The sequence below is a fragment of the Paraburkholderia ginsengiterrae genome (genome assembly GCF_001645125.1).
Taxonomy (GTDB): domain Bacteria; phylum Pseudomonadota; class Gammaproteobacteria; order Burkholderiales; family Burkholderiaceae; genus Paraburkholderia; species Paraburkholderia ginsengiterrae.
Window position 1 is genome coordinate 1 of the sequence record NZ_LXKA01000254.1, and the last position, 24,556, is coordinate 24,556.

Below are 24,556 nucleotides of genomic sequence, written 5' to 3' on the forward strand. Positions count from 1 at the left end.
CCGCTTCGCGCAGACGCACCGCTTCTTCCACCGCGATTTCGTCGAACGGATTCATCGACATCTTCACGTTGGCGATATCGACGCCCGTGCCGTCCGATTTCACCCGGACTTTCACGTTGTAATCGACTACCCGTTTAACAGGAACAAGAATCTTCATACAGTTTCCTCAATGTGTTTGATCGTGCCCGCACGACCTGTGCGCTGTCGACGAACGATGATCGACTGGCCGCCATGCATCAAACGACGCCCTCTACCTTCAGCCGTGAGATTTGTTCGTCGGACAATCCGAGCAGCGAGTGCAGCACGTCCCGCGTGTCTTCGCCGAGTTGCGGCGGCGCTCGCCGCACCGGCGGACGCGATCCGTCGATGCGATAGGGCGGTGCGAGCACTTGGGCGCTGCCGGCCTCCGGATGGACGTGCGTGGTCACGAGTCCCGCGTCGATGGCTCGCCTGGACGTCAGCGCCTCGTGTAGACCGAGCACTTCGCCACACGGAATGCCGGCCTCGGTCAGACGCTCGATCAAAACCCGGCGCTGGCGCCGCCCGATTTCCCGATCGAGTTCCGGCACCAGCACCGCACGATTTTCCGCGCGGCCAAGATTCGTTCGAAAGCGGTCGTCGTCGGCGAGGTCGGGACGCTCAATCACCTCCCGGCAGAAGCGCTCGAACTGCCTGTTGTTGCCGACCGTGATGACGAGCGGTCCGTCTTCCGCGTTGAACACGCCATACGGCACGATCGATGGATGTGCATTGCCGTAGCGCAGCGAGTCTTCACCCCTGATCAGCGCTTCCAGACCGTAGTACGACGTGATCATCAGGCCGCAATCGAAAAGCGCCATTTCGATGTGGCGGCCCTTGCCGGTTTGCTGGCGCTCGTACAGCGCCGCGAGCACGCCCTGGGCCGAGTACATGCCGGTGAAGAGATCGACTGCGGCGACGCCGAATTTCAGCGGAGGCTGAGTGGCTTCACCGTTGAGTGCCATCAGCCCGGCTTCGCCCTGCACCACGAGATCGTAGCCGGGGCGCGCGGCTTCCGGGCCGGCACGGTCATACCCGGAGATCGAGCAGTAGATCAGCCCCGGGTGATCCTGTTTCAGTTGTTCATAGCCGAGTCCCAGCTTTTCCGCACCGCCGAACTTGAAGTTCTGGATTACCACGTCGCTTTGCCGTGCGAGATCCCGAGCGATCTGCTGGCCTTCGGCGGTTTGCAGATCGATCGTTACCGAGTGCTTGTTGCGGTTCGCGCTGTTGAAGTAGGACGTCGCGGTCGGGCCGACGCGCAAACCCCAGTCACGTGTATCGTCGCCGCGCTGCGGGTGTTCGACCTTGATGACTTCTGCACCGAGATCGCCAAGCACCATCGCGCACCACGGGCCCGCGAGCACACGGGAGAGATCGAGAACGCGTACGCCCGCAAGCGGCAGTGAAGAATTCTGATTCGACATGATTCGTCCGGATAGTCAGGGGCTTCGTTCAGTAGATTTCGAACAGACCGGCGGCACCCATGCCGCCGGAGATGCACATCGTGACGACCGCGTACTTCACGCCACGGCGGCGGCCTTCGAGCAGGACGTGTCCGGCTAGGCGTGCGCCCGTCATACCGAACGGGTGGCCGATGGAGATCGCGCCGCCGTTGACGTTCAAGCGCTCATCAGGAATGCCAAGTTGCTGCTGGCAGTAGATGGCCTGCGAGGCAAATGCCTCATTGAGTTCCCACAGGCCGATATCGTCGATCGTGAGCCCGTGGCGCGCGAGCAGCTTCGGTACGGCGTACACCGGGCCAATACCCATTTCGTCTGGCTCGCAACCCGCCACCGCAAGGCCGCGGAATGCGCCGAGCGGAGCGAGGTTGCGGCGCTGGGCTTCCTGTGCTTCCATCATCACGCACGCCGATGCGCCGTCGGATAGTTGCGATGCGTTGCCCGCCGTGATGAATTTCTCCGGTCCCTTGACGGGAGCGAGCTTTGCGAGTGCTTCGTAAGTGGTGCCACGGCGATTGCAGTTGTCAGCTGAAATCGTGACTTCGCGGTGGCTGAGTGTGCCGGTTTCTTTGTCGGTGACGGCCATCGTCGTGGTGACCGGTACGATCTCGTCGGCGAAGCGGCCCGTGAGCTGCGCTTCCTCGGTCTTGCGCTGGCTGCCGGCGGAAAAGCGGTCCTGCGCTTCGCGGCTGATGCCGTAGCGTTGCGCGACGATATCAGCGGTGTCGATCATCGCGAGGTAGAGCGCCGGCTTGTGTTCGACGAGCCACGGGTCGAGGTCGCTCGCGGCGTCGTCGCGCGTGCGGATGCCGGAGATGCTTTCCACGCCGCCCGCGATCATTGCCGGTGCGCCATCGACGACGATGCGGCCCGCGGCCATCGCGATCGCCTGCAGGCCCGATGCGCAGAAGCGGTTGACGGTGGTGCCGGCAATCGAGAGCGGCAGCCCCGAGCGGATCACCGTCTGGCGCGCGACGTTGCGGCCGGTAATGCCCTCGGGATAGCCGCAGCCGAGGATCGCGTCTTCAATGAGTTCCGGGTCGACGCCCGAGCGGTCAACCGCGGCGCGCATGGCGAACGAAGCGAGCGTCGGGCCGTGCGTGATGTTGAATTCGCCGCGATGCGCCTTGGTCATCGGCGTGCGTGCGGTGGAAACAATAACGGCTTCGCGCATGGTCTGAGTCCTGAGAGGATGAATTGACTGAGCCGCTCGCGCGGCTTGATGGAGGCGGGTGACGTCCGCAGTGCGTGCGTTGACGGGCGAGTGAGGGACCGCGGCGACGAACCTCGTGCAGCGCATCTGGACATCGATAGTCTCGCCGTGCAGTTAGTTCGGTATCCTGCGTTGTCTTGTCTCCATGTACTGACCTTTCTATCGCCACATTGTTTAATGACTTAAATGTCTTGACAATCCCATTGCGAATTGACGGACTGTTAATCGTAGATTGACAATGAGGGCGAGAGAACCCCGAAGGCGGACCCCGGCCGGGCCTGCTACATCAAGCCCATGTCTTCGCGAGTTCGAGGATTTCGTCGCGCAGGAAATCGATCAGCGCTTGCGTCGCGGGTGACGGATAGCGGTTGGGCAACGTGACGATGTACAGCGTGCTTTGCCGTCCGACAACGCGATACTCGGGCAGGATCGGCTGCAAATCCTGGTTCATCGGCACATGCATCACATAGACCGGCAGCACGCCGATGCCCATGCCCGCGCGAACCGCGTCCGTGAGAAAGGGGTAATCCGTCGATTGCAGGGTGGGCGGCACGGTAATGGTGTGGACATCCGCGTCATTCTGCCGGTGCCTGAGTTCGACGGACGCGCGTTCGCGGCTATAGGGTGAGCCGATCAGCTGATGTTTTTCGAGGTCGGCTGGATGCGTAACCGGTCCGTGCTCGCGCAAAAAATCGGCTGACGCGCACAGGGTCCAGTCGATCGGGCAGATATGGCGCGCGACGTAGTCGAGCGGAGGTGTGGAGAGGATTCTGACCGCGACGTCCACTTCAGACGCGATCAGGTCTTCGATCAGGTTGTCGAACGTAACGGTTAGCGCGATACCCGGATGCGCGCGGGCGAACTCGAGCAATTTCGAGCCGACAAACATTCTGCCGAAGCCGGTCGGCACGCTGATTCGCACGCGGCCGCGGAGCGTCTGGCCGAGACTGTCGATCGACGCGCGAGCCGTGTTGAGCTCTTCCAGTATCCGCTGGCCGCTGTCGAACAAGGTGCGCCCGGCCTGCGTCAGTTCAAAGCTGCGCGTTGAGCGGCGCAGCAATTGCGCACCGGTCTCGCGTTCGAGCAGTTTCAGGCGCTGACTCACATTGGCGCGCGTCATGCCGAGTTTTCGCGCGGCCGCGCTGAGGCTGCGCGATTCCACGATCTCGACGAACAGGCCGATCAGGTTCAGGTCCATAGATATTCTTCGAGCACAGGGCGGGTGTTTAGTAACACGATCTCGCGCACGACGCAACATGGATCCGGCGATGTGCAGGGAGCGGGACGAGTCTCATCAACCCCGGATGTGGCATCCAAAGACAAGCCGGTGTCACGCATTGCTAAATCGGGCGTCCCGCGAACCCATAGAATTGATCTGCGGGAGCCAGTCCGCCCGCCAATGCCGGCAGAAGTGCACGAGTACACACAAGAGATGAAGGAGACATGCATGAGGATGCACGAATTTGACGGCGGGCGAGGGGCCACCGTCACGCTAGGAGAAAAGTTGCCGGTGTATCCGTGGGTCGTCTTTGCGCTGACCCTGGGTCTCGTGATGTCCGATTACATGTCGCGGCAGGTGCTGACGGCGGTGTTTCCGCTGCTCAAGTCGGCCTGGCATCTGTCGGACACTCAACTGGGTTCGCTCAATAGCGTCGTGGCGCTGCTGGTCGGCATTCTGACCCTCCCGCTGTCGCTGCTGGCGGGGCGTTGGGGACACGTCAAAAGCATCATCCTGATGTCGGCGCTGTGGAGCCTCGCCACGCTGGGCTGCGCCTTGTCGACAAGTTTCGGGGAAATGCTCGTTGCCCGCGCGCTCGTCGGCATTGGTGAGGCCGCTTATGGCGCGGTGGCGCCCGCGGTCTTGCTGAGCATTTTTCCGGTACACCTGCGAGCGACGCTTATCGGCGCTTTTACGGCAGGCGCGTCGTTCGGCTCGATGATCGGCATGGCGTTTGGCGGCGCGGTTGCCGTTCATCTCGGGTGGCCTTGGTCGTTCGCCGCGATGGGGTCTTTCGGAATCCTGCTGGTCGTCGTCTTTCGGCTGGTGGTGACGGACGCGCGGCTGGCGCGCCATCAGGCGTCGAAGGCGAGCCACGCTGCTGCCGCGCCTGGCATCAGGGACACATTGCGTGGCCTGATACGCGGGCTCGCTTCGTCCAGGTCGCTCGTTTGCGCGTATCTCGGCAGCGGGCTGCAACTCTTCTGCACCGCCTCGTTGTGGGCGTGGATGCCGAGCTATCTGAACCGCTATTACGCGATGGCTCCGGGCCGCGCGGCGATGTCGGCCGCCGCATTCGTGCTGCTTTCGGGCATCGGCATGATCGCCTGTGGCCTGCTTGCCGACAAGGTCAGCAAAGCGCGGCCGGTGAGGAAGTGGGACGCGGCATTCCTCTATTGCCTCACGGTCTTCACGTTACTCATGGTCGCTTTCCGGCTCGCGCCAGGCGCGCTGCAACTCGCGCTGATTGGTGTGGCGATGTTCATTACGTCCGGGACGAACGGGCCGGGTGGCGCAATGGTGGCCAATCTCACTTCACGCTCGATTCACGCATCGGCATTCGCGCTTCTCACGATTACCTACAACCTGCTCGGCACCGCGCCAGGGCCGTTCTTTACAGGATTCGTCGCGGACCGCATCGGCTTGCTCGGCGCATTGCAGTTCATGCCGCTTGTCAGTCTCGTTTCGGCCACTGCGTTTGTCATCGGCAAGCGCAGCTATGCACGCGATCTGACGCGTGTTGCCTGATGGCGTGACGATATTCCATATCTCATCAAGGAGATTCTCCAGCATGGCAAAAGCGATTCGTTTTCATGAGGTGGGTGGTGCAGAAGTCCTGCGGCTGGAAACGGTTCAGGTTGGCGACCCCGGACCTGGCCAGGTCCGGGTGCGGCACACGTATGTGGCGGTCAATTTCATCGACATCTACTTTCGCACCGGCCAATATCCGCTCGAGCTGCCCAATGGTTTGGGCTCGGATGCGGTGGGCGTGATCGAAGCCGTCGGCGAGGGTGTGACCGACATCAAGGTGGGCGATCGGGTGGGTTATCTGCTCGGTCCGCAGGGTGCGTATTCAGAAGTACGCGTGATGCCCGCCGACGTGCTGATTCCGCTGCCCGATGGTGTGACCGACAGGACTGCGGCGACGCTGATCATGAAGGGCATGACGGCGCAGTACCTGTTTCGCCAGGTTTATCCGCTCAAGGGCGGCGAGACCATTCTGTACCATGCAGCAGCAGGCGGCGTAGGATTGATTGCTTGCCAGTGGGCACGTGCGTTGGGTGTCACGATGATCGGCACCGTCAGTACCGACGAGAAGGCCGAAGTGGCGAAAGCGCATGGCTGCACCCACGTCATCGTGAGTTCGCGCGAAAACATCGCCAAACGTGTACGCGAGCTGACCGGTGGTAAAGGCGTGGAAGTCGTGTTTGATTCGGTCGGCAAGGACACGCTCGAAGCCTCGCTAGACAGCTTGCAGGTGCGCGGTGCGCTGGTCAGCAATGGCACGAGTTCGGGGCCGGTGCTCATCGATACGCGTGTGCTTGCCCGCAAGGGATCGATCTGGGTGACGCGCCCGGCCATGGCGCACTACGCAACACCACGCTCGCACATGCTGGAGATGGCGCGCGAGCTATTCGATCTTGTGCTGGCGGGCAAGATCAAGGGTGAGCCGGGGCAGACATTCGCGCTCGCCGAAGCCGCCGATGCGCACCGCGCGCTTGAATCGCGCAAGACGACAGGCTCGACGGTGCTGGTGCCATAAACGTGGGCTCTGGCGGTCAACTGGTTTCAGAGGACCGCCCCGTGCCGATGCATGCCGGCATTATGCCGAGGCCAGGTGCCTGCAAACTTCAGTGTTTCCCGCTGAGAAGCGTATCGACGGGATCACTCGAAAAATCACTTCTCCAGCGCGTTGGCGGCTTACCGAATTCAGTGCTGAACCAGCGCGAAAACGCACTGATTTCGGAAAAGCCCACGAGGTCCGCGACTTCGGAGACCGTATAGCGGCGATTGCTGAGATAACGCACCGCCAGTTCGCGGCGCACCTCGTTCATCAGCGCGGAGAAGCTTTCGCCCGCTTGTTCGAGTTGCCGCTGCAGGGTGCGCGGCGTGAGCCCGAGGCGCTGTCCCACCTGTTCAATGGCGCCATGTCCTTGCGGCAGGAGAGTGTGCATCGCCCGCCGAACGTCATCGGCGATCGAGTCGCGCCTCGCTCTCGGCCGAAGGTCGAGGAGTTCCTTCGCGTAGCGCGCGAGTGCCGCGTCGGCGAGAGGATTGGGGCGATCGAGCTCATGCTGGGCCAGCACGATGGCGTCGAAATCACAGCCGAACTCGACTTTCGGACCAAAGAACGGCCGGTGGACGCGAAGGCTGTCGGGCGCCCTGTGGGCGAAGTAGACGCCGCGCGGCTTCCATTGCGGGCCCAGGATGCTCCGGATAAGACTGAAGACCGCCCCGACAGTGAGTTCGACGACCTCCCGCCCCGGATCCGGACGTCCTGTGACGAGGACGATATGCATCACCGCAATGTCCGGGAAATCCGCCACTCGAATCGACACGGAATCGCTAAGCAGGTGCCGGTATTGCTCGATTTCCGCGAGCACGTGCCGCAGTGTGGGTTGATGCTGGAGATACAGGCTCAGCGCGCCAAAGTCGGACAAACGCCACGATTCGCCGATGCGCACGCCAAGCGACTGGAGTTCGGACGACTTGGCCGATGCCTCGAATACCCGCGCCAGGGCCGACTCCGGAATGCGCAAATCGGGCGCGTACAGGCAGGCCGGATCGAGCCCGGCGTCTTGCACTACGCGAACCGGATCGATACCGGCCGAGCGGGCAATGTCGGAATACTTGATCAGGGATGCACTGCGAACCAGGATGGCCATGATGTCACTGTGGGGAGCTGGTCAATGAACATATCGCAGGAATCCCGAGGCGTCTCTGAGGAGTAACCATTACGCCGAACTCGCCCGCGGCTTTGATTCTCTGTCGCGAAGCGTCAGATTCTGGCGTGCAGGATCAAGCGCAAGGTCCGCACTTTTCACACAATCCATTTCAACAGTGGGCCGATTCCCGACCGGTCACCACAATAAGCGGAGGAGACGCAATGAAGCTGAAGTGGAGCAGTGTGGCTGTACTCGCTGTCATGGCCGGCGCGGCGCACGCGCAATCGTCGGTGCTTCTGTATGGCGCCATCGATACTGGCCTGTTTTACCAGAGCACGTCGGCCGCGACTTTCTCGCCGGCCGCGAAAAACGGCGGACATGTCTACGGTTTGAAGGACGCCGGCATTTACTCCAGCTTCTGGGGCATGAAGGGGACTGAGGACATCGGCGGCGGCTATAAGGTGAACTTCAGGTTGCAGGGCGTGTTCAACAGCGGCAACGGCAAGCTCGGTCTCTCCGACACGACGGGTGGCACCGCGATCTTCAATCAACAGACGACGATAGGCATATCGGGGCCGTTCGGCACGATCGACGCGGGCCGGCAGTACGCACCCATGATCCACGCCATGGCCGAAACCGACGTTCGCGCGGCACAGTACTTCGGCAGCATTCTGGGTGCCTGGCTCGGGGTGAACCAGGCCGCCGGCTGGTCCGGCACGAACACGAGCGTGCCGATCGGCGCGCTGTACGACAGCAATGCGATCGTCTATCAGACGCCTAGGTTCTACGGCGCGTCGGTCGCGCTGGAATATGCGCCTGGCGGCGTGCCGGGGCAGATTCAGGGCGTCACGCGCGAATCGGCTGTACTAAGGTATTCGAACTATGGCCTCAATCTTGCCGCGGTCTACTACAACGGACACGATACGAATCTGTCTGCAACCACGCCCGCGACCGGTGTCGACAACAATCGCTTCTACTACTTCGGCGCGAAGTACACATTCCACGGCCTGTCTGTTTCGGCCTCCTACGGTATCGGTAGAAATCCGGCGAACACGAATCACGCCGACTACGAAATTATTTCGGGCGGCCTTGGTTACCAGTTCAATCCGTTCCTCAGAGTCACGTCCGGCTACTACTACCTGAAAGACCGGAACAATTCGGCGAATCATTCGAGCGAATACGCGCTCGGTGCGGAATACGGTCTGTCAAAGCGCACGCTGGTTTACGCACAGGTCGGGTACGTCGCAAACCGCGGCACGATGAATCAGACCATAACGTATGGCGCACCCGTCGCGCCAGGCGCTTCGACCACGGCCGCGATGATCGGCATTCGACACACCTTCTGACCTCGCGAACCGGAGCTGACAATGACCAACCAACGGTTTTTTTCCTTTGCCATTGGCGCGCTGCTTGTGGCGACTTCGTTCAGCGCATGGGCGCAGGGCGGCGCGACGGTGGAGGCATCGACGGCACCGGCCGTAGCGGCGTCCGGCACGCCGACAGCGCGAGAGATGAGAAAAGCAAATCGCGCGCTGAGCCGCAGGGTGTACGCCGAACTCGCAAAGCATAAGGAGATTGACGCCGGGAACATTAGCGTCGTAGCGAGAAACGGCGCCATAACGCTCAACGGTACGGTCACGGAGGCGTCGCAGATCGACGCAGTGGTAGCGATCGCGAAAGGCGTGCCCGGCGTGACGTTTGTCGCAAACAGGCTCTCGATGCAGCGTCCGCTCGGCGAATAGCAACAGCCGGTGCTGTCCTGCATGACAGCGCCCCTAAAGACAAATTTTGGCGCGATGGGTCAAGCGGGTGAATGGCCTGGTGCCGATAATCAGTAGCAGGTCAACAGATGCTGCTAACGCCTCCGAACTACCCCGCATCCGAAGGTCGATACGGTCGCGCGTCGGCCTCAAATACGCAAGGAAAGCTCACCATGAAAATCAACCCTTTGACATGTTCGATTGGTGCCGAACTCACCGGCGTGAATCTCGCCGATGTCGCACGAGACAAAACACTGTTTGCCGAGATCAGGGCGCTGCTGCTGAAGCACCGGGTGCTGTTTTTCCGCGACCAGGACATGACGCGTGCCGACCATGTTGCGTTCGCCAGCTGTTTTGGCGAGTTGGAAGACCACCCCGTTGCGAACACCGTACCCGGACACCCTGGCCTGATCGAGATCTACAAGAGCGAGAAGCGGGATCACTTCGAAAACACCTATCACAGTGATGCTTCGTGGCGGGCCAATCCGCCCAAGGGCGCGGTGCTGCGCTGCATTTCGTGCCCGGAGGTGGGGGGCGACACCATCTGGGTGAATATGGTGGAGGCGTACCGGAACCTGCCCGAGGAAATCAAGAGCAAGATTGCGGGCCTGCGTGCCAAGCACGGGATCGAGCATTCCTTCGGCGCGGTTCTGACGCAGGAGGAGCGCGAGGAACTGGTGAGGAAGAACCCGCTGGTGGATCATCCGGTAGTCAGAACTCACCCGGAGACGGAGGAGAAGATCCTGTACGTGGGGCCGTTTTCGACGCACTTCATTAACTACCATACGCCGGAGAACGTACGTTTCGGGCAGGACAAGACGCCGGGGGCGAGCTTGCTGTTGAATTACCTGATCAGTCAGGCCGCGATTCCGGAGTACCAGGTGCGCTTCCGCTGGCAGCCGAACAGCGTGGCGATCTGGGACAACGTGGCGACGCAGCATTATGCGGTGAGCGATTACTGGCCGGCGCCGCGCCGGATGGAGCGCGCCACGATCAAGGGCGAGCGGCCTTTCTGAGCGCTTCACGCGATGCAACACGTTGGTCAACTGATTCGTAGCGCCAGCCTGAACGGCTACGTCGAGCTGGTGCAGTCGCTCGGCCGCGATCCCTATGTCTTCTTGAGAGACGTGGGGTTGTCTGCACGGCTGCTCGAGAATCCGGAGACGCTCATTCCCAGCCACCTCGTGCGCGAAGTGCTCGAAGTGAGCGCGCGCGCCACTGGGGTCGAGGACTTCGCGCTGCGGCTGGCGGCGCGGCGTACCTTCTCCAACCTGGGACCCATCAGCCTCGTGCTGAAGGAGGAGCCGACCCCGCGCAAGGCGCTCGACACGTTGTCCCGCTATCTGAAACTGTTGAGTGCCACGCTGATCACTCGCATCGAGGATGCGGGACAGGCCGTGATCATCCGCGAAGAATTGCTGCCCAGTCCTGGGCTCGCAACACGTCAAGCGATGGAGTTGGCGGTCGCCGTGAAATTTCGCATTCTGCGTGAGTTGATCGGTCCGCAGTGGCGGCCGCAGCAAGTTTGCTTCACACACCGCCATCCGGTCGACATTGCGCCGTACCGGGCTTTCTTCGGCATCGCGCCGATGTTTAACCAGTCCTTCAACGGCCTGGTTTGTACGGCAGCCGATCTGCAGATGCCGCGTACGCCGGACAATCCGGGGGCCGCGCGCTTCGCACGGGATTATCTGGAGGCAGCCCTGCGTTATCGTGAGGAAGGCGTCCGGGAATCGTGCCGGGATCTGATCCTGGCCCTGCTTCCGGGCGGACGCTGCACGGCCGAGCAGGTGGCGCGGCATCTGCGTGTCGATCGTCGCACGCTGCACCGCTACCTCAGCGCCGAGGGCGTCACGTTCTCGGCCGTGCTCAATCAGGTGCGCTGTGAACTGGCGGTGCGTCATCTGCAGGAGAGCGACCTGCCAGTTGGCGAGGTGGCCGGGCTGCTGGGCTTTTCCGCGCATAGCAGTTTCAGCCACTGGTTCCGCGCCGCCTTTGGTTGCAGTGTTTCTCACTGGCGCAAACAGGCAGCTTGCCAGAACGCTTTGGCGGGTTGAACAGGACACTGTGTATTGCCGTGTTGTGTCCGCGTTCACGGCCCGGACCTCGGGCCGTGAACTATCCGGCTCTCGCTCAGGCCGTCTTGCGCAGGAAGCCCTGGTTGCCACCGTTGCGGTTCGGTGCGAAGCCGTTGGCTTGCAGGGATTCCTCCACCGTGTCGTAAAACACGCCGATCTTTGAAATTTCTCGTGCCTGTTGCGCGGTGGCGATTTCGCGGCCGAATTCGCGTGAAATGCGGACCAGTTGTTCGATCTGCTTCACAGTGCTCATCTTTTCCGTGCGGGTCTGGTTCCACAGGCAATCTTCAGTGCCGCAGCGCACGTGCAGCCCCATCGCAATCCCCATCATGTTCACCGGCAGCACGTTGCGGACGTTGCTTTCCACCGTCACCACCGCACCGTCGGGCACGGCGCGAATGAAGTTGGCGAGACTGTAGACGCTGGGCGTATCCATGCCGCCGGCAATCGCCACCCAGTTCATAACCAGCGGGCCTTTGTAGAAGCCGCGGCGCATCAGCCGTTCCACCGACTCGAAGCTGTTGAGGTTGTAGCACTGGAACGCACTTTGAATGCCCCTGGCCGTCAGGCGGCGGACGTGTTCCTCCACCCATCCCGGTTGTGCGGGCACCGTCATTTCCTTGTAGGCGTTGAACATGGCGGCGTTCTCGCGCGAGGTGCCCTTGAAGTCCGCATCTTCCGCCTGGTCGGTGACGTTCATTTGCGAGGTGTTGACGGTGACGGTGACCTGGTCCGGTGTCGGATCTAGGTCGGCCAGCATGTGGCGCGTGTCGTCGGACAGCCATTTGGCGGCTTGCCCTTCGTTTTCAGGCGCGAACGAGATCGAGCCGCCAACCTGGATGATCATCTCGGGCACCGCGCGGCGCACGCCGGCGCTCAGTTCATTGAACTTGGACAGGCGCTTGCTGCCCTTGCCGTCCAATTCGCGCACGTGCAGATGCAATACGGTGGCGCCGGCTTGGTAGCAGTCGACCGCCTTCTGGATCTGGGCGTCCATCGTGACCGGAATATCTTCGGGAAAGTCGTCGGGCAACCAGCCGGGGGCATAAGGCGCTGCCGTGATGATCAGGGGCTGCTGGTTCTCGGGGAAGAGGTGGCCGTCGAGAAAATTCATGGTGGTTCTCCAGGGGAAAGACTGCGGTCCATGCAGTCCCTTGAGTATCTGGAGCCTCTGCAATGCCCGCTTGCTAATCTGGGACAACCACTTGCTTATTTGGGGCAAAAGGCCGGCACCGCCACCGTCGAAGCGTGGCGACGCATGCTCACGCACGCAGGAAAACCAGTTGTGCTAACCGCGTTGCCGTGAAGGGGAGATCGTGCCGAGCGCAGACTTAATGAAACTCTTCACTGCCCGCGACTGCTCGCGCGTGCGATACACCAGGGCTAGTTGAACCTCTTCGCTGAAATCCCTGATATTCAGGCACACCACACCGGGTTGATGGAAGACGCGAATGGATTCCGGCGCGACGACAATGCCGTACCCGGCAGCCGCCAGGCTGACGGCGGAGATAAAGTCGTTGACGCGGTATTCAGACGAGATGACGAACCCGCCCGCGGCGGAGAGGCGCGCAAGCGTTGCGGAGAAGCCTTCCGTCTCATTGAATTGCGGCACGATGAATGTCTGGCCGCCAAGGTCCGCTGCGCGCAGATTCCGCTTGCCTGCCAGCGGATGGTTGTCGGACATCGCCACCAGCAGCCTTTCGCTGTGTATCACGGAAGCGCTGATCCCCGAAGCGTACTGCCTTCTCGAACGCACGATGCCCACGTCTATTTCTCCACTGGCAAGCGCCTCCAGCTGACGAGGCGTTGCCATGGCGAGCACATTGAGCTTGACGTCTTGATGGTCGTACCGAAAGGCGCCGAGCATTTGCGACATGATTCCGGTGGTGACGCCCGACGCTACGAAACCGAGCGTGACGATGCCATAAATGCCCTGGGCCGCCAGCCTGCCCACTTCTTCGGCGCGTTCCACATGCCGAAGCGCGGCGACGGCCTCTTCATAAAACAGAAGCCCCGCATCGGTCAGCGTGACGGGCTGTCTGTTTTTTCGATTGATCAGCTTCGCCCCGACTTGCCGTTCCAGGCGCTGAATCTGGGTGCTGACAGCAGACTGCGCAACGCCTAGCCGATCCGCCGCCCGGCTGAAGTGAAGGTCCTCGACGACCGTGATGAAGAATTTCAGTTGCCTGGATTCGATCATTCTTTGATCTCAAATCTCGAACAAAAAATCAGGATAGGTATCTGGATGATATCAGTGTTCTGCGCTCAAATTGAGTCTCCTGTTATCGGAGACCTGCCATGAACGCATCCGCCGAAGCCCGCCACTTGTCTACGCCGAGCACGCCTGGTTTCTCCGTGTCTTCGCGCCCTGACCATCACCGCATCGTCCATGTGACCGTTGATCGCACGGCGCTCGCCCGATTTCTAGAAGACGCGCGCCACATCGACGTCCAGAACCTGGAATATGTGCCGTTCATGCGGTTTCATCTGGCCGAAATCCTTGTCCGTCACGTCGGACGCGAGTTTGCGGCCACGCTCGTTGAGACCTTGAAGGATCGCAATCACGGCGGCCTGACGCTCGGTTTGCAAGGCATCACGGAAGATGCGGACGACTTCGTGCGATTCGGCACGGCAGTGGGCCATATTCTCGGGCCGAGCAATCACGACTCGATGTCCGGCACGTTCTACGCACGCTTCAATGTCAAGCACACGGACTCGAGCGATTCGTATCTCCGGCAAGCGTATCGGCTATTCACGATGCACACGGACGGCACCTTCGTGACCGAGGCGACCGACTGGCTCCTCATGATGAAGTTCGCCGAGAAGAATGCGAAAGGTGGTGAATCGCGGTTTCTTCATCTGGACGATTGGGAAGAGATAGACCAGTTCAGGACCCATCCGCTCGGCACGCAACCGTTTCTCTACAAGGCGCCGGGTTCAAAGAACGTCAGCGATAGAGTCGAGCGGCCGGTGCTCTTCGAAAGCGAGTTCGGCTTGTCGATATCGTTCATCGATCAATTCGTTCAGCCCCAAAACAATGCGGAAGCCGCGTATCTGTACGCGCTCTCGAACTCCATGGAGAATTCGTCGGGAACGAAGGAAGTGACGCTGCCGGTGGGTGACCTGGTCATCCTGAACAATTACTTCTACCTGCACGGCCGCGCTCCATTTGAGGAAAACGAAGGATTGCAAAGGGAATTGATGCGGCAACGCGGAACGTTCGAGAGTTGACCGATGTGAAGGCGGGCCTGCGGTCCGCTCTCATGCCGGCGATTGGCGTTGCATCTATCAACTGGGAAACGTACTGCTGGAATCGACATGTCCTCATCTACCACGCCGGCACGCGTTCCGGCTTCCGTACCGCATCGCGAAGCATCGAAAGCGGCCTATGGCCGCCGGGACGGCGTTCCGTCGCGGATGCAGAAGATCCTGTCGATCGACGACTTCGAGCAAGCCGCACGCGGGCATCTGCCGCGTCCTCTCTTCGGTTACATAGCGGGAGCAGCGGAAGACAACGTATCGCTTCGCGCGAACCGCAGCGCTTTCGATCAGTACCGTTTCAGATCGCGCGTGATGGTCGACGTTTCCGCGAGGGAGCAGACCACGACGCTGTTCGGCCGGATTTATGCGTCGCCGTTCGGGATCGCGCCCGTTGGCATCAGTGCAATCTCGGCTTACCGGGGCGATATCGTGCTCGCGAGAGCGGCATCGCAAGCCGGGATTCCGGCAATCATGAGTGGCACATCCCTGATTTCGATGGAGGAGGTTCACGATGCGGCTCCGGGCACATGGTTCCAGGTCTATATGCCGGGGCGTGCGGGGATGTTGGAGCCGCTTATCGAACGAATTGCCAAGGCTGGCTTCGAAACCTTGGTCGTCACGGTCGACATACCGGTCTGGGCCAATCGCGAGAACAACGTGAAAACGGGGTTCTCCATGCCGCTGAGGCCCTCGTTCCGCCTGGCTCTTGACGGATTGATGCGGCCGCGATGGCTGTTCGGCACCTTCCTGAAGACCCTGGCGCTACACGGAATGCCGCACTTCGAAAACTCCTTCGCGGAGCGGGGCGCGCCGATGTTGTCCGGATCGGCAATTCGCGACACGACAGGCCGGGATCATCTGAACTGGAGTCACATCGAGCTGATTCGCAGTCGATGGCACGGCAAGCTGGTCATCAAAGGCATTCTTCACGAAGACGATGCTCGCCGTGCGGTCGCCGCGGGCGCGGACGGCATCATCGTCTCCAATCACGGTGGGCGGCAGCTTGATGGTGCGCAAGCGCCGTTGCTGATGCTGCCTCGTATTGTCGAGGCCGTTGGGCATCAAACCACCGTCATGCTGGACGGAGGAATACGCCGTGGCACCGATGTGATCAAGGCGCTCGCCCTCGGTGCGCAGTTTGTTTTCGCGGGGCGTCCGTTCATGTATGCGGCCGCGGTTGGTGGCGAGCGAGGCGTGAGCCACGCGATAACGCTGCTGCGCGATGAGGTCGATCGGGACATGGCGATGCTCGGTGTCAGGTCGATCGCGGAGGTGACAGACGAGTGCTTCGCCTGAAATCCCGTCGCGGCATGAACCGAGGGTGCTATTCCGCGTGCTGATCCTTCCCAAGGAACAGGCGATGCGATAACCGCTGCACCAAACCCCCATAGGGCGGGTGGAACACCCGCACCGGAAACCAGCTGCGTTCGACAAAGACTGCCTTGCCATGCGACAACTCGCGGAACCCTTCGGCTCCGTGATAGTTGCCCATGCCCGACGTGCCGATGCCGCCAAAAGGCAGGTCGTGATTGACGACGTGCCATCCCCAGTCGTTGAAGGTCACGCCGCCCGCATGCGTGCGGTGCAGCAGCGTGTCGCCTTCAGCCTTGTCCCGGCCGAAGTAGTACAAGGCCAGCGGCCGCGTTCCGGCATTCACATGATCGACGACCTCGTTGAAGTCGCGATAGGTGAATACCGGCAGAATCGGCCCGAAGATTTCTTCTTGCGCAATTCGCATCTCCGCGGTCACGTCCAATACGATATGCAACGGCAGGCGCCGGCCGCCGGATGGCATCGGGCACGAGATCACGCGCGCGCCGCGAGCGCGCGCGTCGTCAAGCAGCGACTGCTGCCGCTGGTAGACGCGCTCATGGATGACGGCGGTGTAGTCGTCGCTACCCGGCGGGAAGAAGCGCGCACACGTTGCGACAATTTCCGCCGCGAAGGTTTCGGCGTGTTCTTGCGGCACGAGTGCGTAGTCGGGCGCCACGCAAATCTGCCCGGCATTGACGGTCTTGCCGTGGGCAACACGGGTTGCCGCCGCTCGCAGGTCGGCGTTGCGCGAGACGATAGCGGGCGATTTGCCGCCCAGTTCCAGCGTGACCGGCGTCAAATTGTCCGCAGCAGCGCGCATCACGTGACGGCCCACCTCCGGTGAGCCGGTAAACACGAGGTGATCGAACGGCAGTGCTGTAAAGCTGCGCGCCACGTCGGCGTCGCCTTCCACCACCGCGACCTCGTCGTCGCCGAAACAGCCGGCCAGCAAACGGACCAGGGCACGTGATGTATTCGGCGCGAACTCGGACGTCTTGATCAGGCATCGGTTGCCGGCTGCAAGCGCGGTAGCCAGCGGTCCCAGTGCCAGATAGATCGGGAAATTCCACGGCACCACGATTCCGACCACCCCCTTGGGCTGATACATCACGTAGGCGCGGTTGCCGGCGAACACTCGCTCGGGACTGCGGCGCGACGGTTTCATCCAGCGCCCCAGGTGGCGCAGCAAATGGTTGATGTGCAGCACGGAGGGCAGCACATCGACCGTCATGGTCTCAGCGTGTGCGCGAGCGCTGAAATCGAGGGCCGCGGCTTCCGCCAGCGCTCGTGCGTGTTGCCGGATGCCCTGGCGAAGGCGGCGCAGCGCGGTACGACGATCGTCCAGAGATGGATAGGGATGTGCGGCGAAAGCCGCACGCTGACGGGTCAGCAGGTTGGCGAGCCGCTCGCCGACCCGTGCTTCCTCAGGCAGGTTGAGTTCCATTTCGATATCCAAAAATTGTTCTGAACGGTCAGTACAATAAAGTTTGCGTGCTGAACGGGTACACTGTCAAGCATCGACGGGCGTTCCAGGGTAAGTTCCAGGACGAACACCTGCCCGTCCATTGGAATTCGACGCCCAGATAATCGATAGATGAAATCCGTTAAACCTCGCGCCGCCAAGACGATTGCCGAACCTGTTGCCAAAAACCGCCGCGGTGTGGAAACGCGCAAGCGCGTGATCGAACTGACCAAAGGACTGATCGGCGAGCTCGGATATACCGGGGTGACGCTCGACAAAATTTCCGCGGCGGCCGAGGTGGCGAAGAGCAGCCTGCTATGGCATTTTGGAAGCAAGGAGATGCTGCTGGCGGAAGCCGCGATCAGCCTGTTCCAGGAAATCGAAATCGACCTGCAACCGGAGAACGTGGCGCGTCTGTCGCCCGCGCAACGCATCGACCGGCTTTTCGACGAGGTGGCCGAATACTTCACCCGCAATCCCGAAGCCAAAGGGGTGGTGCTCGCTTTGCTGTTTTCGGATAACTTGCCTCAGGCAGTGCGTGAGCATATCCGCGACGGCTGGGAGGGGCATGTGCGCGCGCTGGTGGACGGCAACGCGACGTCCGCGAGGCCGTTGTCACCCGAAATGGCGCGCGTCCTGCTCGCGGTGTTCCACGGCTGCTATTGCCATTGGTACGCCAATGGACGCACCGAACCCATCGCCCACTATCTCGCGCCGGCACGCGAGTTGTTCGTCAACTGGCTGCAGTCCGGCACAGCGGAAGATTCGTCGCATAAGGCCGCACCGGTTAAAAGACGGGCCCGGTCAACCTGATTGGGTATCGCTCTCCCGCCACGGCAAGTTGTGTCGTACGCCGACAACGTGCGCTTCACCAGGCACGGTGGCATACGCAGCAGTGTTTCCCCTTATACACACTTCATAAGCGTGTGCCTGTCCCGAATTCGGCGAAGGTCGTTTGCCGGATTCGCGAGTATGCTTTGGATTCCAAATAATCCAGTGACCATTGTGTTCGCCGGCGGATCGCGTTCCGCCTGAACGCCGCTTGCAGCGGCGGATCTGCGCGATAGAGAGGTGCCGAGCCATCTCTCGGCATGATGCCGAACCGCCGCTTTAGAGCGGGACCATCTCTCGATACACCGCCACGAAGGTATACGCATTCTGCAATCTTCCAATGAGAAGAATGCACTGTATTTCTTGATCGCCTTGACTTCATATTGACGACCTACTGGGCTCCGCTAGCGCGATTGCGCGAATCGTAACGAGCGGCGCGCCTGTGCCTGCGACCGGATGCACATTTCAACTTGATCTAACCGCATCCGGGAAAAACGGAAATCAGAAAGAGGAGACAATATGAAGAAGTGGAAGAAATTGACTCACGTGTTGCTGCCGACGCTGGTCGTTTGTCAGGGAGCACACGCGCAGTCAAGCGTGACGTTGTACGGGGTTGTTGACGAAAGCATCCGGTATCTGACCAACACCACCAAGGCCGGCGATTCGAAAATCCAGCTCGCCAACGGCGGCATGTCGGAAAGCCGGTGGGGCATTAAAGGCGAAGAGCAATTGGGCGGCGGCTGGTCGACGTTCTTCAAGCTCGAGAATCGCTTCTTCATCAATAACGGCCAAAGCGATACTTACCTGCCGTTCTTCAATGAAGCACAGGTTGGTGTGCGGTCCAACTCGTACGGCCAGATTGTGCTGGGGCGGCAATATAACGTGATGATCGAGGGCATCACGATCGGCGGGTATGGAAGCAATCCGTGGATTCCGTATGATTTCACTTTCCAGCCGGAAGTCACGCTGAGCGGGGGGATCTGGACCAGCAACCAGGTTCAGTATCAGGCACATTTCCACGACGTAATGTTCGCCGCGGGCTACGCATTCGGCGGCACTTCGCCCGACCATCAGGCGTATGGCAGCCAGCTCGTCGCGGCGGCCGCGTATGCGCCCGCGGGCGGCCCGATCAATTTCGGCGGCGCCTACGAGCAGTCGAAGGATTCGATTAACGGCGCCACTTCGAAAGCGTGGACGTTTGGCGGCTCATACTACTGGGACAAGACGCGTTTCGCGCTCGGCTACATCGTCAACCAGAACGACACAGGCTTCTCGAACTTCGCCAATGGACCGTTTACCTCGGCGGGTCTGACTGCGCTCAAGTACACGGACTTTGCGCGGCGCCGCATGATCATGGGCGGCATCACGCAGCAGTTCGGCCCCGCATGGCATTTCGCCGCGAATATCTGGCGCACGCTGCAAGACGGCAAAACGCGGGCAAAGGACGGGGCGGCATGGCAGTATCAATTGGTCGCCGATTACAACCTGTCCAAGCGCACGGATGTCTATCTCGAGGCGGACTATGCGCAATACAACGGCGATCTGATCGGCGCGCAGCTGCAAGGCATTCAGGCCGTCGGGACGGCGCAGAAGGGTACGCAGCTGGGTTTGTCACTGGGGCTGCGGCATCTGTTCTAGCGCTTGTCGACCAGCGTCATTACCGCGTCTTTGATGCCTGCCGCGATCTGTGCCCCAGTCTTCGGGTCTGCGGCTGAACGCGCGATCGAGACGCCACCTGAAAGAATCGAGAGGATCGCCCACGCTGTCTTGCGCCGCACGGACAGCGTGCCGTTGGGCAAACCCTGTGCAACCGCCTCGACGACGCCAAGCAACTCGACCTCGTACGCTGCTTTCGTTTCGTCGCCGGCGCGCGCCACTTCGGGAGTCAGGCTCTGCAACGCGCAGCTCTCGCCAAGCTCGCAGGTGCGTCTCACGCTCATGTAAAACTCGACGAACTTGCCGAGCCACGCGTCGCCCTCGTTCGCGCGCAATTGTCCGATGGCTTCGCGCAACTGAACCAGACCGGCGACGGCCGCAGCCTTGAACGCCTCTGCCTTTGACGGGAAGTGCCCATAGAACGCACCTGAGGTGACGCCGGCCTCCTTGGCGAGACCGTCCACACCGATGCCGCCGAAACCGAGGCGCCGGAACCCACGCCCTGCGGCGTCGAGAATCCGGTCCCGTGCCTCTTCCTTGTGGCCTGCCTTGTATCGCATGTGATCCCCCTTTGAATGCGGGCGTAGATTGTCCTTGACAGGATAACGATCGCTATCCTACGATTGAATCGCGATCGTTACATAATGATCGTTATATCACGCTCATGTTGCCGTGTGCAACGTGCACTCCGCGATCGTGAGCTCACACGAAAGGAGAAGATCGTGCCCTTGACTCTCACACTTACCGAAGGTGTTTTGCCGGCGGGCCAGGAAAAGGCCGCTTACAGGCGGTTATCCGAGGCCATGCTCAAATGGCACGGACTGACTGGCAACAAGCTCATGACGTCCAACGTTGTCGGCTCGATCCATGTTCTGAGCAAGGACCATACCTTTACGGGTATGGACGAAACGCCGGTGGTTTTTGTCGAATGGAAGGTGCCGTCTTTTGCATTCACGGATCGCAAGGTGCAGGAGGGATACTTCGCCGAAGCGACCTGCATCATTCATGACATGTCCGGCGGCCGGCAACCGAAAGACAGGATCTTTATTAATGTGGTGCATGCGGTCGACGGGGCGTGGAATTTCAAAGGCAAAGCGATGACCAATGCCGAGATCGGAGCGGAACTCGCGAGCGCCGGATAAACACGAAAGCGGCTCCCCCTCGCAAGGCGAGCTGGGGAACCGCTTGATTTTCGGATCACGAAACACGGAAACGGTACACGTCCCGACGGAAACGCGTCGGGACCGCGGTTGCCGCGTCTAGCGCATGCTTTGCAGACGGCGGATAGAACATTGCGGATCGAGCAGGGCAAAACCCGCCGCGCCAGTCAGCAGCAACAGCGTGCCCGTTGCCGCAAAACCCAGTTCATAGCCGTGCGCGCCATGGTGTGAGCCAATCAGCGTGCCCATGGCCACCGGCCCCATCAAACCTGCCATCGTCACGATTGAATTGGTGATCGCGAGCAGCGCGCCCCGGCGTTCCGCCGGCGCAACCTCGGCGACGAGCATGGGTCCGAATGAGAAGGTTTGTATAGCCAGCGAACTGGCGATGGCCATCAAGGCAATCTTGACGGCAGGTGGCACACCCAGATAAAGCAGGCCATATGCAAGGCCGGCCACGACGCAGGCGCCGCTGATCAGCGCGCCGCGCGCAAACCGGGAAGGCACTCCGCGTTCGAGCAGCCAGTGCGAGAACAGCGCGAGCGCAATGCCCACGGGTATTTGCGTGGCGACTTGCAAAGCAAACAGCCAGCCGGCCTGAGTTGCCGGCAAGTCGAGTCCGAGTCGCAGATAAGCCGGTGTCCAGGTGAAGCCGATGGTGATCACCGCGTAGCCGACGAAACTTTGCAGCATCACGCCGATGATGGTGCGGTCGGTGAGAAAACTCAGGTAGCGAATTGGCGGCTGGCTGTGCGTGGTGACCGCCTGTCTCGTCGCCGGCACCTCGCCGCTAACGTGGCGATGATTGCTTGTGCCACCGACACCCAGCCATAAAACCATCCAGGCGAAGCCGATGACACCCAGTGCGAGAAAGGGTGCGTGCCAGTTCCAGCGCTCCGAGATGGCGGTGAGAAGCGGCCCCGACACAATGACGCCTACTGTCGCGCCTTGCTGCACGATGGTCGTTGGAAGGTGGCGCTCGCGATCGTCGAACCAGGTGTAGACAACATGCAATGCGAGTGGCGATGCCGGACCTTCACCCGCGCCCAGCAGAATCCGGCAGAGCAGCAGAATCGCGAAGGTGGTTGGCCAGCCGAGCGGAAGTTGCGCAACGGCCCATGTCAGCGCAAGGGCGGCCATGAGCCATTTCATGTTGCAGCGGTCGGATACGACGCCGGTCGCAATGCCGGAGAGCGAAAACAGCAGGAAGAACGCGCTCCCCACCAACCCGAACTGGCTTGGGGACAACTGCATGTCGTGCATGAGCGGGACCGCGACGAGTCCGAGCACGGCCTTGTCGGCGAAGTTGATCGCCATGAACAGGAACAACGTCGCAACAACGGCCCACCGGCGATGCTGTGTGCGATTTACCGGTGCCGTGTGGGCGGCGGTCGTGAAGCCGGAACTTTCTGTTTCAAGCATTCAACACTCCTCAAAGCATTCGTTGCAATCGCAACGAAAAAATAGTGTACGGCAGCATTGGATTGGGAGAATGAGAGTTCAATGCCAGTGGTCCCGCGGCTATTCGGGATGCCGGGTTGTCGATTTTCACGCATTTGACGTGGTATAAACGGCTTCTTCAAGCGCATTCTTCACATGGGGAGCTTGCAAAACATGCATGAGATCAATTCGCGCCGGCTCACTCACCTGATCGCGCTCGCCGAAGAAGGCAGCTTTGCGCGGGCCGCCGAGCGGGTGCATCTTAGCCAGTCCGCATTGAGCCGCAGCATCCAGACACTCGAAGAAGAACTGGACATCAAGCTCTTCGACCGCGCGGCACGCGGCGTCGCGATGACTGCCGCAGGGAGCCTCCTCGTGGGCCGGGCACGGCGCGTATTGTTCGAGGCGCGGTGCTTGCTGCGCGACGTCGAATTGCTGAAGGCGTACGAATTCGGTGAAGTGCGCATTGGTCTCGGCCCTTATGTGGCCGTCGTGCTCTTGCCCGATTTGCTGATCGAGTTCTCGCGGCGTTTTCCCAAGATCAAGATGTCGGTTGAGTTGGGCGAAGGCGAGGCGCTGCTCGGCAAGCTGCGCGCCGAGCAGATCGACTTTCTGGTTACCGACCGCCGTCTGCAGTCCGTGACGCCGGATATCACCTTGCAGCGCTTGGCGCGGCACGAGGGGGGCTGGTTTGCCCGGGCGGGCCATCCGCTCGTGCAGCGCGATGCGGTGCCGATCTCGGCGCTGCGCGATTTTCCGCTAGTCACGGTGCCCCTGCCTGCGTTCATGAAAGACGCGCTGCATCGGCTGCTCAAGATTCGCGCGCATGAGCAGATTCCGTTGCAGGTCGAATGCAACGACGTCTCGGTGCTGAAAGACGTCGTTGCGCAGACCGACGCCGTGTTTTTCGCCACGGCTTCGTCGGTGCGCGCCGATATCGAGGCGGGCCGCCTCGCGCGCATACCCATTACCAATCCGATGCGGCTGAGCCTCGACTTTGCGCTCGTGTATCTGGCGGAGCGCACGCCTTCGCCTGCAGCAAGCTCCGCGCTCGAACTGACCGGGCAATTGATGAACGAAGCGAATCGCACGGCCTGAAATAGCCTTCGGCGGAATCGCTCGCATGGGACTTTCCCCGAGTCTGGTTGACAAGACAGTGTCAATCGTACACGATTCGGAATCTGAATTCCGATTTTCGCGGTCCCGATCTTTCTGCCCGGTTCGAGTCGAACGGCGCGGGTAGGGTCCTGAACATGTCGCAACACGAAACCTCAAGCATCGTATGACTACGACTGGAACACGCAAACGCGAGTATGGGCGGGCCGCTCTTACGGAGCCGCGGCAGACCCGCAGCCAGGAAGGTCTCACGAGAATGCTGCAGGCGGGGCGCGATCTGATCGAGACGAGCGGCAATCTCGACGACCTGTCGATCAGCGACATTGTCGAGCGTGCCGGCACGTCGATCGGGGCGTTCTACCGGCGCTTCGACAACAAGGACATGTTCTTCGAGGTCGTGCAGGACATGGTGATGACCGAGAGTCTCAGCTATGTGCATGAACTCATCGAGCGTGATCCGGCGTGGGGTTCGAATGACGCATGCGTGCTTGCCGACGCCGTGGCTTCGCTCTACGTGCGGGCGTTCCGCCGCAATCGCGGCCTTTATCACGCGTCGCTCGTGCGTTCGTCGCAACTTAAGACCAGTTGGGACCCGGTCAAGGAAACCAGTAACGAGGTGCTGAAGCTGATCGTGCCGCGCCTCGTCAACGCGCTCTTCGAGCAACGTGCCCGCAAGGTCAAGCCTGCCGTGCTCGAGTTCGAAGTGCGCGCGGCGCTGCAGTTGATCATCGGCTTGCTCGTCAACAGCGTGCTGAACGATCCGGGTCCATTGTCGCTGACCAGCCGCCGGCTCGGGCCGTACCTGCAAACGCAGTTTCGGCGATGCCTGAGTTTGTCTGACTAAAATTTTTTTGCCCAAAAATAGGAATAGGAATTCCGATTTCTATTGATTAAGAACCC

The 24,556-nt window shown here is 61.0% G+C and carries 22 protein-coding genes and 1 pseudogene; 13 read left to right on the forward strand and 10 right to left on the reverse strand.

Features of this window, described 5'->3' with window-relative positions:
- The 4 genes and pseudogenes from A6V37_RS40840 to A6V37_RS19290 form a co-directional block, all read right to left on the reverse strand.
- Positions 1 to 157, reverse strand: a pseudogene (locus tag A6V37_RS40840) (electron transfer flavoprotein subunit beta/FixA family protein); the annotation flags it as partial.
- A 79-nt stretch (positions 158 to 236) separates the two neighbouring features.
- Entirely contained in the window at positions 237 to 1,445 is a 1,209-nt protein-coding gene (locus tag A6V37_RS19280; RefSeq protein WP_064267382.1) for a CaiB/BaiF CoA transferase family protein, read from the reverse strand.
- 28 nt (positions 1,446 to 1,473) lie between these two features.
- On the reverse strand, positions 1,474 to 2,655 hold the full coding sequence (locus A6V37_RS19285; protein ID WP_064267381.1) for an acetyl-CoA C-acyltransferase: 1,182 nt from the start codon (positions 2,653 to 2,655) through the stop codon (positions 1,474 to 1,476).
- Between the two features lie 325 nt (positions 2,656 to 2,980).
- Positions 2,981 to 3,892: a LysR family transcriptional regulator gene (locus A6V37_RS19290; RefSeq protein WP_064267380.1), complete on the reverse strand. Its 912-nt coding sequence runs from the start codon at positions 3,890 to 3,892 to the stop codon at positions 2,981 to 2,983.
- Between the two features lie 249 nt (positions 3,893 to 4,141).
- Here A6V37_RS19290 and A6V37_RS19295 point away from each other — a divergent pair, with 249 nt between their 5' ends.
- Both A6V37_RS19295 and A6V37_RS19300 read left to right on the forward strand, forming a co-directional pair.
- Complete coding sequence (locus A6V37_RS19295; RefSeq protein WP_064267379.1) at positions 4,142 to 5,440, forward strand: MFS transporter; 1,299 nt, start codon at positions 4,142 to 4,144, stop codon at positions 5,438 to 5,440.
- A 43-nt stretch (positions 5,441 to 5,483) separates the two neighbouring features.
- A complete protein-coding gene (locus tag A6V37_RS19300) occupies positions 5,484 to 6,455 on the forward strand; it encodes a quinone oxidoreductase family protein (protein WP_064267378.1) in 972 nt (323 codons plus the stop codon).
- 88 nt (positions 6,456 to 6,543) lie between these two features.
- Here A6V37_RS19300 and A6V37_RS19305 read toward each other — a convergent pair whose 3' ends face one another.
- Positions 6,544 to 7,578: an AraC family transcriptional regulator gene (locus A6V37_RS19305; protein ID WP_064267377.1), complete on the reverse strand. Its 1,035-nt coding sequence runs from the start codon at positions 7,576 to 7,578 to the stop codon at positions 6,544 to 6,546.
- 221 nt (positions 7,579 to 7,799) lie between these two features.
- Here A6V37_RS19305 and A6V37_RS19310 point away from each other — a divergent pair, with 221 nt between their 5' ends.
- The 4 genes from A6V37_RS19310 to A6V37_RS19325 all read left to right on the forward strand — a co-directional run bounded on the left by A6V37_RS19310 (position 7,800) and on the right by A6V37_RS19325 (position 11,395).
- Positions 7,800 to 8,924, forward strand: a complete 1,125-nt coding sequence (locus tag A6V37_RS19310; protein WP_064267376.1) for a porin — start codon at positions 7,800 to 7,802, stop codon at positions 8,922 to 8,924.
- Positions 8,925 to 8,945: 21 nt separating this feature from the next.
- Entirely contained in the window at positions 8,946 to 9,320 is a 375-nt protein-coding gene (locus A6V37_RS19315; protein ID WP_064267375.1) for a BON domain-containing protein, read from the forward strand.
- A 191-nt stretch (positions 9,321 to 9,511) separates the two neighbouring features.
- Positions 9,512 to 10,354 (forward strand): TauD/TfdA dioxygenase family protein, encoded by an 843-nt coding sequence (locus tag A6V37_RS19320; protein ID WP_064267374.1) that lies wholly within the window; start codon positions 9,512 to 9,514, stop codon positions 10,352 to 10,354.
- Positions 10,355 to 10,366: 12 nt separating this feature from the next.
- Positions 10,367 to 11,395 carry an AraC family transcriptional regulator gene (locus A6V37_RS19325; protein ID WP_064267373.1) on the forward strand — a complete coding sequence of 343 codons (1,029 nt, stop codon included), beginning with the start codon at positions 10,367 to 10,369 and terminating at the stop codon, positions 11,393 to 11,395.
- A gap of 76 nt (positions 11,396 to 11,471) precedes the next feature.
- On the opposite strand, the gene A6V37_RS19330 is transcribed toward A6V37_RS19325, so the two are convergent.
- Positions 11,472 to 12,530: a beta-keto acid cleavage family enzyme gene (locus tag A6V37_RS19330; RefSeq protein ID WP_064286225.1), complete on the reverse strand. Its 1,059-nt coding sequence runs from the start codon at positions 12,528 to 12,530 to the stop codon at positions 11,472 to 11,474.
- A gap of 174 nt (positions 12,531 to 12,704) precedes the next feature.
- Complete coding sequence (locus tag A6V37_RS19335; RefSeq protein ID WP_064267371.1) at positions 12,705 to 13,616, reverse strand: LysR family transcriptional regulator; 912 nt, start codon at positions 13,614 to 13,616, stop codon at positions 12,705 to 12,707.
- Positions 13,617 to 13,714: 98 nt separating this feature from the next.
- Between A6V37_RS19335 and glaH the strand changes: the two genes are divergently transcribed.
- Positions 13,715 to 14,647: a glutarate dioxygenase GlaH gene (gene glaH, locus A6V37_RS19340; RefSeq protein ID WP_064267370.1), complete on the forward strand. Its 933-nt coding sequence runs from the start codon at positions 13,715 to 13,717 to the stop codon at positions 14,645 to 14,647.
- An 87-nt stretch (positions 14,648 to 14,734) separates the two neighbouring features.
- The gene (locus A6V37_RS19345; RefSeq protein ID WP_064267369.1) at positions 14,735 to 15,973 is read left to right on the forward strand and encodes an alpha-hydroxy acid oxidase; all 1,239 of its coding nucleotides are present in this window, start codon (positions 14,735 to 14,737) and stop codon (positions 15,971 to 15,973) included.
- 28 nt (positions 15,974 to 16,001) lie between these two features.
- Here A6V37_RS19345 and A6V37_RS19350 read toward each other — a convergent pair whose 3' ends face one another.
- The gene (locus A6V37_RS19350; protein ID WP_064286226.1) at positions 16,002 to 17,435 is read right to left on the reverse strand and encodes a coniferyl aldehyde dehydrogenase; all 1,434 of its coding nucleotides are present in this window, start codon (positions 17,433 to 17,435) and stop codon (positions 16,002 to 16,004) included.
- A 150-nt stretch (positions 17,436 to 17,585) separates the two neighbouring features.
- On the opposite strand from A6V37_RS19350, the gene A6V37_RS19355 reads away from it, so the two are divergent.
- A complete protein-coding gene (locus A6V37_RS19355; protein WP_064267367.1) occupies positions 17,586 to 18,266 on the forward strand; it encodes a TetR/AcrR family transcriptional regulator in 681 nt (226 codons plus the stop codon).
- 537 nt (positions 18,267 to 18,803) lie between these two features.
- Positions 18,804 to 19,922 carry a porin gene (locus A6V37_RS19360; protein ID WP_064286227.1) on the forward strand — a complete coding sequence of 373 codons (1,119 nt, stop codon included), beginning with the start codon at positions 18,804 to 18,806 and terminating at the stop codon, positions 19,920 to 19,922.
- Here the strand turns inward: A6V37_RS19360 and A6V37_RS19365 are convergent.
- A complete protein-coding gene (locus tag A6V37_RS19365) occupies positions 19,919 to 20,500 on the reverse strand; it encodes a TetR/AcrR family transcriptional regulator (protein ID WP_064267365.1) in 582 nt (193 codons plus the stop codon). The genes A6V37_RS19360 and A6V37_RS19365 overlap by 4 nt on opposite strands.
- A gap of 162 nt (positions 20,501 to 20,662) precedes the next feature.
- Between A6V37_RS19365 and A6V37_RS19370 the strand changes: the two genes are divergently transcribed.
- The gene (locus A6V37_RS19370; protein ID WP_064267364.1) at positions 20,663 to 21,082 is read left to right on the forward strand and encodes a hypothetical protein; all 420 of its coding nucleotides are present in this window, start codon (positions 20,663 to 20,665) and stop codon (positions 21,080 to 21,082) included.
- Positions 21,083 to 21,199: 117 nt separating this feature from the next.
- Here the strand turns inward: A6V37_RS19370 and A6V37_RS19375 are convergent, their stop codons facing one another.
- Entirely contained in the window at positions 21,200 to 22,522 is a 1,323-nt protein-coding gene (locus A6V37_RS19375) for an MFS transporter (RefSeq protein WP_082902670.1), read from the reverse strand.
- 192 nt (positions 22,523 to 22,714) lie between these two features.
- Here A6V37_RS19375 and A6V37_RS19380 point away from each other — a divergent pair, with 192 nt between their 5' ends.
- Both A6V37_RS19380 and A6V37_RS19385 read left to right on the forward strand, forming a co-directional pair.
- Positions 22,715 to 23,638, forward strand: a complete 924-nt coding sequence (locus tag A6V37_RS19380; RefSeq protein ID WP_165614427.1) for a LysR family transcriptional regulator — start codon at positions 22,715 to 22,717, stop codon at positions 23,636 to 23,638.
- A gap of 184 nt (positions 23,639 to 23,822) precedes the next feature.
- Positions 23,823 to 24,500, forward strand: a complete 678-nt coding sequence (locus A6V37_RS19385) for a TetR/AcrR family transcriptional regulator (RefSeq protein WP_082904863.1) — start codon at positions 23,823 to 23,825, stop codon at positions 24,498 to 24,500.
- Positions 24,501 to 24,556 lie beyond the last annotated feature (56 nt).

Excerpts from the sequence above, each read along its gene's own strand:
- A6V37_RS19330 (WP_064286225.1), bottom strand. The coding sequence starts at position 12,530 with ATGAATTTTCTCGACGGCCACCTCTTCCCCGAGAACCAGCAGCCCCTG.
- A6V37_RS19290 (WP_064267380.1), bottom strand. The coding sequence starts at position 3,892 with ATGGACCTGAACCTGATCGGCCTGTTCGTCGAGATCGTGGAATCGCGC.
- A6V37_RS19320 (WP_064267374.1), top strand. The coding sequence starts at position 9,512 with ATGAAAATCAACCCTTTGACATGTTCGATTGGTGCCGAACTCACCGGC.
- A6V37_RS19355 (WP_064267367.1), top strand. The coding sequence starts at position 17,586 with ATGAAATCCGTTAAACCTCGCGCCGCCAAGACGATTGCCGAACCTGTT.
- A6V37_RS19280 (WP_064267382.1), bottom strand. The coding sequence starts at position 1,445 with ATGTCGAATCAGAATTCTTCACTGCCGCTTGCGGGCGTACGCGTTCTC.
- A6V37_RS19360 (WP_064286227.1), top strand. The coding sequence starts at position 18,804 with ATGAAGAAGTGGAAGAAATTGACTCACGTGTTGCTGCCGACGCTGGTC.
- A6V37_RS19325 (WP_064267373.1), top strand. The coding sequence starts at position 10,367 with ATGCAACACGTTGGTCAACTGATTCGTAGCGCCAGCCTGAACGGCTAC.
- A6V37_RS19295 (WP_064267379.1), top strand. The coding sequence starts at position 4,142 with ATGAGGATGCACGAATTTGACGGCGGGCGAGGGGCCACCGTCACGCTA.
- A6V37_RS19305 (WP_064267377.1), bottom strand. The coding sequence starts at position 7,578 with ATGGCCATCCTGGTTCGCAGTGCATCCCTGATCAAGTATTCCGACATT.
- A6V37_RS19335 (WP_064267371.1), bottom strand. The coding sequence starts at position 13,616 with ATGATCGAATCCAGGCAACTGAAATTCTTCATCACGGTCGTCGAGGAC.
- A6V37_RS19310 (WP_064267376.1), top strand. The coding sequence starts at position 7,800 with ATGAAGCTGAAGTGGAGCAGTGTGGCTGTACTCGCTGTCATGGCCGGC.
- A6V37_RS19285 (WP_064267381.1), bottom strand. The coding sequence starts at position 2,655 with ATGCGCGAAGCCGTTATTGTTTCCACCGCACGCACGCCGATGACCAAG.
- A6V37_RS19365 (WP_064267365.1), bottom strand. The coding sequence starts at position 20,500 with ATGCGATACAAGGCAGGCCACAAGGAAGAGGCACGGGACCGGATTCTC.
- A6V37_RS19315 (WP_064267375.1), top strand. The coding sequence starts at position 8,946 with ATGACCAACCAACGGTTTTTTTCCTTTGCCATTGGCGCGCTGCTTGTG.
- A6V37_RS19350 (WP_064286226.1), bottom strand. The coding sequence starts at position 17,435 with ATGGAACTCAACCTGCCTGAGGAAGCACGGGTCGGCGAGCGGCTCGCC.
- A6V37_RS19385 (WP_082904863.1), top strand. The coding sequence starts at position 23,823 with ATGACTACGACTGGAACACGCAAACGCGAGTATGGGCGGGCCGCTCTT.
- A6V37_RS19345 (WP_064267369.1), top strand. The coding sequence starts at position 14,735 with ATGTCCTCATCTACCACGCCGGCACGCGTTCCGGCTTCCGTACCGCAT.
- glaH (WP_064267370.1), top strand. The coding sequence starts at position 13,715 with ATGAACGCATCCGCCGAAGCCCGCCACTTGTCTACGCCGAGCACGCCT.
- A6V37_RS19380 (WP_165614427.1), top strand. The coding sequence starts at position 22,715 with ATGCATGAGATCAATTCGCGCCGGCTCACTCACCTGATCGCGCTCGCC.
- A6V37_RS19375 (WP_082902670.1), bottom strand. The coding sequence starts at position 22,522 with ATGCTTGAAACAGAAAGTTCCGGCTTCACGACCGCCGCCCACACGGCA.
- A6V37_RS19300 (WP_064267378.1), top strand. The coding sequence starts at position 5,484 with ATGGCAAAAGCGATTCGTTTTCATGAGGTGGGTGGTGCAGAAGTCCTG.